The organism is Arthrobacter sp. STN4, from assembly GCF_024539665.1.
Taxonomy (GTDB): Bacteria; Actinomycetota; Actinomycetes; order Actinomycetales; family Micrococcaceae; genus Specibacter.
On the sequence record NZ_JAKZGX010000054.1, the window covers coordinates 1 to 6864 of the forward strand.

A 6864-nucleotide genomic window follows, 5' to 3' on the forward strand; every position below is an offset into this window, starting at 1 on the left:
CGCAGGAATTTTTGGAGCTCTCCGAGGAAGCGGAACAGATCGGCTTCCTGGGCGTCATGTCCGGGCCGCTGGTGCGTTCCTCCTACCGGGCCGGGCGCCTGTGGGCCACCGCGATGCGCAAGAAGGGCCGCGACATCCCCGCCCACCTGGCCCACATCGCCGAAGGCATCGAGGACTCCGGGCACACCCGCCAGGAAGCCGCCTCCCTCATGGCCGCACGCTAACCGCACGCGAGAACCGGCCAGAAGCAACCGTGCTGCCCACCCGCCTGGAAATCATTCCCACCCGGGACATTGTCCCCGCCGTCCTTGCCCACGTTCCCGCGGGCACGACCCTCACGGTCACGTGCCTGCCGCACCACGGGATCAACCGCACCCTGGAGGCGGCGGCCGCGCTGGCCGGGCACGGCTACACGGTGGTGCCGCACCTCGCCGCGCGGCTGGTGGCCTCACGCGGCGAACTTGCCCGCATCCTGCGCATCTGCACGGCCTCCGGCATCACCGAGGTCTTTGCCATTGGCGGCGACGGGGCGGCGCCCGCCGGGCCGTATCCGTCCAGTGAAGCCCTGGTGCGCGACCTCGCGGAGCTGGGCGGGGGCACCCTGAAGATCGGCGTGGCAGGCTATCCGGAAGGGCATCCGTCCATTAGCGGCCCACAGCTCCTGGAATCACTGCTGGCCAAGCAGGAACTGGCCAGCCACGTGGTCACCCAGATGTGCTTTGCCGCGACGGCGATTGCCGGCTACATGGACGGCCTGCGCAACGAAGGGGTGCTGCTGCCCGTGTGGGCCGGCGTGGCCGGGTCCGTGCCCCGGGCCAAGCTGCTGCAGCTGGCGGCGAAGATCGGGGTGGGCAGCTCCCTGCGGTTCATCGCGGGCAAGGGGGAACTGGGCAGGAAGCTGTTGGGCGGCAGCCGCTACCAGCCCGCGCAGCTGGTCGCCGAGCTGGAAACCCAGCCACTGCCGCCGGCCGGCATCCACCTCTACAGCTTCAACAACCTTGACCCGCAGCTGCGGCAGCAGGCGGCCGCCTCCCGCCGTTGACCGCCACCGCATGGTTTTCGGCGGTCGGACTCCTGCCGGCATGCCCGGCAGGTCCGGTGCCGGGAGGCCGGTGCGGGCCTGCGGGCGCGCGTCAGCCCAGCGTGCGGTCCAGGAGCTCGAGCGTCTCCGTCCACGCGATCCGGGCCGGCTCCGCGCGGTAGGACACCGGGTTGGTGTCGTTGAAAAACGCGTGGCCGGCCCCGGCGAAGACCGTGTACCTGAAGTCGACCCCGGCCTCGCGCATGCGTTCGATCAAGCCCGGGAGATCGTCCGTGAGGGCCTTGTCCTCCTCGCCGTAAAAGGCCAGGACCGGGCAGCGGATCCCGGCCAGTTCCGCCACGGTGTAGTTGGCGTGGCCGTAAAACGGCACGGCCGCCGCGAGCCGCGGCTCGGCCACGGCCAGCGCGAAGGAATAGCTGCCGCCAAAACAGAAACCGGCGACGGCGGTGCGCCCTGCACCCTCTGCACTGGCCTCCAGGTGCTCAAACACTGCGGCGACACCGGCCTGGATCTGCCCGGCCCGCCCCGGCTCGCGCATGGGCTCCATCGCCGCCCTGATGCGCGGCTGGATTTCCGTGCGGCGGGCGGGGTCGCTGCGGTCCGCACCGAGCTCCGCCAGCAGCGTGGCGTCCAGGCCCGCCAGGCCCATCAGGTCGGGGGCCACGGCGAGGTACCCGGCGGCGGCGAACCTGTCCGCCACATCCTTGATGTGGTCCACGAGCCCCCAAATTTCGTGGATGACAACCACGGCGCCGCGGACGCGGCCGGCCGGTTCCGCCCGGTACGCGCCAAAGTCCTGCCCGGCCGCGGAGAATTGAAGCATTGTTCCCATGGGCTCAACAATGGCACAGCGCGCTGGCGGATGGCAGGGTCAGTGCCGGGAAAACTTTAAGCACCGGCCGGCAGCGGCCCGGCGCTAACGGGAGGCTGCACCGGCAACCCAGCCTTCCGGCGTCGTGCCCCGGGCCAGGAAGTCCCGGAGTTCGGCCCCGGCATCCTGGGACAAAATGGTGTCGGCCTGGGTGTAGATGATGGGCTCCTCCTTGGAATTGTGGGCGTCAAGAAGGGCCAGCAGCGCGGTGCAGGCGACGCGGCGGGCGTCCGCGTCCGCACCGTCGGCAAGCAGCTGCCCGAGCGCGTCCATGGAGTTCCACAGCTGGCCGTGTTCGCGCAGCATGACGAAGATGGGGCCCATGAGCCCGGCCGCCTTCAGGGGCGGGAACAGGAACTGCTCCTCGAGGTAGATGTGGCGGCGCAGCCCGGTGAGCGCCGCCAGCAGCGGCGCGGGGTCCGCCGGCCCGTCCAGTCCGGCCAGGTACGCCTCAATGCCGCCGTCGATCTGCCGGTGTTCGCGCTCCAGCGCTCCGCCCAACGTGTCCGCTTCCATGGAAAGTCCTTCCCTAAGTGCCGTCCGGGCAGCTGCCCGGCCCTTTCAGGCTATGCCTGTTCGACGGCGGGCGGCCCCGTCCGGCGGCCGGAGCCTATTCGGGCATGATGTCGCGGGTGCTGAACCGGCGCATTCCGAGGATTCCCAATACCAAGGCGATGGAGGCCAGCAGCAGCAGGGGCGGCAGCGCGAAGCCGTCCGCCGGCATGCGGGGCACCGCACCGAACGGGGTGGCCTTGATGGCACTGTCGGACAGGGAAAGCAGGGGCCCGAACATGGCCACCACCACCGAGATGCCGTACACCGCCCAGCCCAGGCCCGTGCCCAGCCGGGGTGCGAAGCCGTGCAGGAACAGGAGCACCCCCATCATCACCAGGACGGCCGGCCAGTAGGCCAGGGCCGCCCCGGCCAGGGCCGGGGCGGTGGCCGCGCCGTCCGAGGACACGCCGGCGAGCCAGCCGCCCAGCACCAGCATGGCTGCCGAACCGCCGGCGGCCACGGCGACGTGCGCTCCGAGCCACCGGGAGCGCGCAAGCGACCCTGCCAGCTGGGGTTCGAGCCGGCCGCCGGACTCCTCGGCGCGGGCGCCGGAGAGGCTTTGGACGGCGAACGCGCCGGCCAGCAGGCCGATGAACAGCACGAAGGTGCCCAGGACGCCGTCGAGCAGGGTCCGGGATCCGCCGAGGAATGCCTGGGCGTAGGCGTTGGACGGGTCCAGGACCGTGGTCATGGCCTTGGCGACGCCGCCAAAGAACAGGCCGGCAACGACGGCCCCGCACAGCCACGAGATGAGCGTGGCACGCTGCAGGCGCAGGGACAGTCCCAGCGGTGAGGCCAGGAAGGCGGTGGCCCGCGCCGGTCCGCGGCCTGCCGCCACGAGGCCCAGTCCCACGTCACGGCGGGACTCGATGCCCAGCGCCAGAAGGCAGCCGGCGGCCGCCAGGGCCAGCAGGGCAAGGAACGGCCACCAGGTGTCCTGGGCGAAGGGGCGCATGTTCTGGCCCCAGCCGATCGGCGAGAACCAGCTTAGGGCCGTGACCTGGGTGCCGCCGGCATTGACGTCGCCCACGGCCCGGACCAGGTAGGTCACTGCCAGCACGGCCACGCCGAGGGAGTTGGCCCCGCGGCCGGTGGAGCTGAGCTGCCCGCAGGGCGCAGCAATGCCGACGAAGGCAAGCCCGACGCCGGCAACCGAGCCGCCCAGCACCCAGGACCCGGCAGCGGGCAGCCCGTCCTGCAGGGCGAGCAGGGAGATGAGCAGCCCCGTGACCACGCACAGTCCGCCCGCAACTGCGTAGTTGGCCAGGCTGAAGGCGTGCCGCCCCAGCGCCGTGCCGCGCAGCAGCTCGGTGCGGCCCGCCTCCTCGTCGGCGCGTCCGTTGCGGGCCACCAGGAAGATGGAGGCCAGGCCCAGGGCGACGGCGAGGGTCATCCAGATCTTGATGACGAGGATGCCGCCCAGGCTGCCGGCCGCGTAGGGCAGGCCGGTCATGGCGGCAATGGCCGGGGTGTTGGCCACGTTGGCATAGGCGTTCCGGTCGGCCTGCGTGGGAAAGGCGGCCTGCTGGGAGGTGTAGACGATCGGGATCATGAGCGCCAGCACCACCGCCCAGACCAGCAGCCGCAGCCAGTTGCGGCGCAGGATGAACCGCACCGAGGGCCCGAAGCCGGCCAGTGTGCCCGCCGACGACGGCGCCGCCGCGCGGCGGGGCAGGGCGGCCGCGGCGCTCACCGCACACCTGCCGTCCGCGCCGGGGCGGCCGCGTCCACGGCGCCGTAGTGGCGCAGGAACAGCTCCTCCAGTGACGGCGGGCTGGAGACCAGCTGGCGGGGGGAGTACGAGGCTACCGCGGCCAGGACGCCGCCGAGCTCGGCCCCGCCCACGGTGAAGGTGGCCTTGGCGCCGTCGGCCACCAGCTCGTTGACGCCGGGGACGGAGGCCAGGATGGCGGCGTCACGGTCCAGCACGACGGAAATGGTGGTGCGGTGCAGGTGCCGCAGCTCGTCCAGGCGGCCGGATTCCACGGTCCGGCCCTCCCTGATGATGGTCACGGTGTCGCACAGCTTTTCCACTTCGGCAAAGATGTGGCTGGAGAGCAGTACGCTTCGGCCCTGGGCCTTGGCCTCGCGGATGCAGTCGGTGAACACGCCCTCCATCAACGGGTCCAGTCCGGAGGTGGGCTCGTCCAGGACCAGCAGTTCGGCGTCGGACGCCAAGGCCGCCACGAGCGCCACCTTTTGCCGGTTTCCCTTGGAATAGCTGCGGGCCTTTTTGGTGGGGTCCAGGCCAAACCTGTCCAGCAGCCCGTCGCGCCTGGCCTTGTCCACGCCGCCGCGCAGCCGGGAGAGGATGTCGATGGCCTGCCCGCCCGTGAGGTTGGGCCACAGGCTCACGTCACCGGGCACGTAGGCCAGGCGGCGGTGCAGGGCCACGGCGTCGTGCCAGGGGTCCCCGCCCAGCAGGGTGGCGCTGCCGCCGTCGGAGCGCATCAGGCCCAGCAGGATGCGGATGGTGGTTGACTTGCCCGCGCCGTTGGGGCCCAGGAAACCGGCCACGGCGCCCCTCTCCACGCGCAGGTCCAGGCCGTCCAGGGCAGTGGTCCGGCCGAACCGCTTCCGCAGTCCGGACACTTCAATGGCAGGGATGGTGGGGGACATGGCTATTCCTTAGTGTTGCCTTGGTGCTGCGAAGCTTCGTCCGCGGGTGCCGCGGGCGGGTGGTTGCCGGCCGTGAAGGCCAGGTACTGGTCAAGGTAGCTGCTGTCCGCAAACAGGCCTTCCGTGTACAGCTCCAGCGTGGGAAGCATGGAGTCGGCCATGTACTGGTCCATGACGGCCGGAAAGTCGTCGAGCCGCACGTCGGGGCGCATGGCCAGGTTGACCAGCATGCTGCCGATGGACTGCTGCACCAGAAAGCGGGTGCGGGCGTCCTCGTCGCGGCTGGGGACCACCAGCCCCCGGGCGACGGCATCCTTTGTGAAGCCGACGGCCTCGGACACCATGCTTTCAAAAAACGTGCGCCCCGTGGGGCCGCCGTCCTGGATGCTGCGCAGGATGTAGACCATGAGCAGGCCGCCTTCGCGTGAGGAGGGCAGCTGGGCGAACAGGCGCGTGGCCGGGACGTTCAGGCTGTCCACCTTCATGGTGTGATAGCGCTCCAGCACCTTGGCGTCGCACTCGGCCCGCAGGCTTTCCTTGGAGCCGAAATGGTGGCGGACCAGTCCCGCCGTGACTCCCGCGCGTGCGGCGATGGTGCGCAGGGATTCCCCGAACCCGTGCGCCGCGAAGCACTCGATGGCCGCGTCCCTGAGGCGGGCCCGCCCCGTGAGATCGTCCGGTGCTGTACTCATGTATAGGAGACTACTCGCGTGTATAGCAGCTGGCAATGGACTTTGCGCCCCTTATTTTCGACGGCGCACTGCCCCCTCCCCGGTGCCGGTAGGCTGGCCCCATGGAGACTAAAGAGCCGCTGGCACCGCTGGAAGACGCCTGCACCGTGGTGCTCCTGCGCGACGGTGCGCCAGGGCTTGAGGTGCTGATGCTGGAGCGGCCGGGCACCAGCCGGGCCTTTGCGGGGGCCTGGGTGTTTCCCGGCGGCAAGGTGGACCCGGAGGACCGGAAGGGGCCGGACGGGCGGCCGTTGACCGATGCCCAGGCTGCACGGGCTGCCGGGGTGCGCGAGGTGGCCGAGGAGACCGGCCAGCGCCTGGAGCCGGGCCGGCTGGTCCCGCTGTCCCAGTGGACGCCCATGCGCCGGCTGCCGCGCCGCTTCCGCACCTGGTTCCTGGTCGCCCGGGCCCCGACGTCCCGCGTGGACCTCAACCCGGGCGAGCATGAGGCCTTCGCCTGGCTGGGGCCGGCCGAGGCGCTGGCCCGGCACGCCCGGCGGGAAATGTCACTCGTCACGCCCACCTGGGTCACGCTGCACCGGCTCACGGCGTTCGCCACGGTGGCGCAGGCACTGGCGGACGCCGCCGCCGGCGTGCCGTTTTCCTACCAGAGCCACCTGCTGGCCGACGACGGCGGGCCTGCCTCGGCGGGAAAGCCGGCCACCGTGGTGTGGGCCGGGGACGAGGCCTATCCCGAGGCGTCCGGGGCGGGCCCGGCCGGTGCCCGCCACCGGCTGGACATGACGGCGCTGCCCTGGGTCTTTGAGCAGTCCGGGGCACCCGTGTTGCCGGGGACGGCGGCGGAATAGACTTGGGTCCCCGGGCCGCGGCGGCCAACGGGATTCGATGCCGTGAACGGGCATCGAATGAAGGCAGTGTCTAAATGAGGCAGTGTTCAAATAAAGGCAGTGTCTAAATAAAGGCAGTGTCTAAATGAAGGCAGTGTCTAAATGAAGGCAGTGTCTAAATGAAGGCAGTGTCTAAATGAAGGCAGTGTCTAAATGAAGGCAGTGTCTAAATGAAGGCAGTGTCTAAATGAAGGCAGT

Annotated in this window: 7 protein-coding genes and 1 pseudogene; 3 read left to right on the forward strand and 5 right to left on the reverse strand. The window is 70.5% G+C overall.

Annotation, left to right across the window (positions count from 1 at the left end):
* Positions 1 to 224: pseudogene (locus MMF96_RS19100) on the forward strand (lipoyl synthase); the annotation flags it as partial.
* Positions 225 to 253: 29 nt separating this feature from the next.
* Positions 254 to 1042: a methylenetetrahydrofolate reductase gene (locus tag MMF96_RS19105; RefSeq protein WP_256884442.1), complete on the forward strand. Its 789-nt coding sequence runs from the start codon at positions 254 to 256 to the stop codon at positions 1040 to 1042.
* A 91-nt stretch (positions 1043 to 1133) separates the two neighbouring features.
* Here the strand turns inward: MMF96_RS19105 and MMF96_RS19110 are convergent, their stop codons facing one another.
* The 5 genes from MMF96_RS19110 to MMF96_RS19130 form a co-directional block, all read right to left on the reverse strand.
* The gene (locus tag MMF96_RS19110) at positions 1134 to 1874 is read right to left on the reverse strand and encodes a dienelactone hydrolase family protein (protein ID WP_256884443.1); all 741 of its coding nucleotides are present in this window, start codon (positions 1872 to 1874) and stop codon (positions 1134 to 1136) included.
* Positions 1875 to 1958: 84 nt separating this feature from the next.
* The gene (locus MMF96_RS19115; RefSeq protein ID WP_176618675.1) at positions 1959 to 2429 is read right to left on the reverse strand and encodes a hemerythrin domain-containing protein; all 471 of its coding nucleotides are present in this window, start codon (positions 2427 to 2429) and stop codon (positions 1959 to 1961) included.
* 94 nt (positions 2430 to 2523) lie between these two features.
* A complete protein-coding gene (locus MMF96_RS19120) occupies positions 2524 to 4161 on the reverse strand; it encodes an ABC transporter permease (RefSeq protein ID WP_176618676.1) in 1638 nt (545 codons plus the stop codon).
* A complete protein-coding gene (locus tag MMF96_RS19125; protein ID WP_176618677.1) occupies positions 4158 to 5087 on the reverse strand; it encodes an ABC transporter ATP-binding protein in 930 nt (309 codons plus the stop codon). Before MMF96_RS19125 ends, MMF96_RS19120 begins: the two co-directional genes overlap by 4 nt.
* Before the next feature lie 2 nt (positions 5088 to 5089).
* The gene (locus MMF96_RS19130) at positions 5090 to 5779 is read right to left on the reverse strand and encodes a TetR/AcrR family transcriptional regulator (protein ID WP_176618678.1); all 690 of its coding nucleotides are present in this window, start codon (positions 5777 to 5779) and stop codon (positions 5090 to 5092) included.
* Between the two features lie 101 nt (positions 5780 to 5880).
* Here MMF96_RS19130 and MMF96_RS19135 point away from each other — a divergent pair, with 101 nt between their 5' ends.
* A complete protein-coding gene (locus tag MMF96_RS19135; RefSeq protein WP_176618679.1) occupies positions 5881 to 6627 on the forward strand; it encodes an NUDIX hydrolase in 747 nt (248 codons plus the stop codon).
* The last annotated feature ends 237 nt before the right edge of the window (positions 6628 to 6864 follow it).

Bases quoted from the DNA above. Each gene is read 5' to 3' on its own strand.
- MMF96_RS19110 (WP_256884443.1), bottom strand. From the start codon at position 1,874: ATGGGAACAATGCTTCAATTCTCCGCGGCCGGGCAGGACTTTGGCGCG.
- MMF96_RS19115 (WP_176618675.1), bottom strand. From the start codon at position 2,429: ATGGAAGCGGACACGTTGGGCGGAGCGCTGGAGCGCGAACACCGGCAG.
- MMF96_RS19125 (WP_176618677.1), bottom strand. From the start codon at position 5,087: ATGTCCCCCACCATCCCTGCCATTGAAGTGTCCGGACTGCGGAAGCGG.
- MMF96_RS19130 (WP_176618678.1), bottom strand. From the start codon at position 5,779: ATGAGTACAGCACCGGACGATCTCACGGGGCGGGCCCGCCTCAGGGAC.
- MMF96_RS19135 (WP_176618679.1), top strand. From the start codon at position 5,881: ATGGAGACTAAAGAGCCGCTGGCACCGCTGGAAGACGCCTGCACCGTG.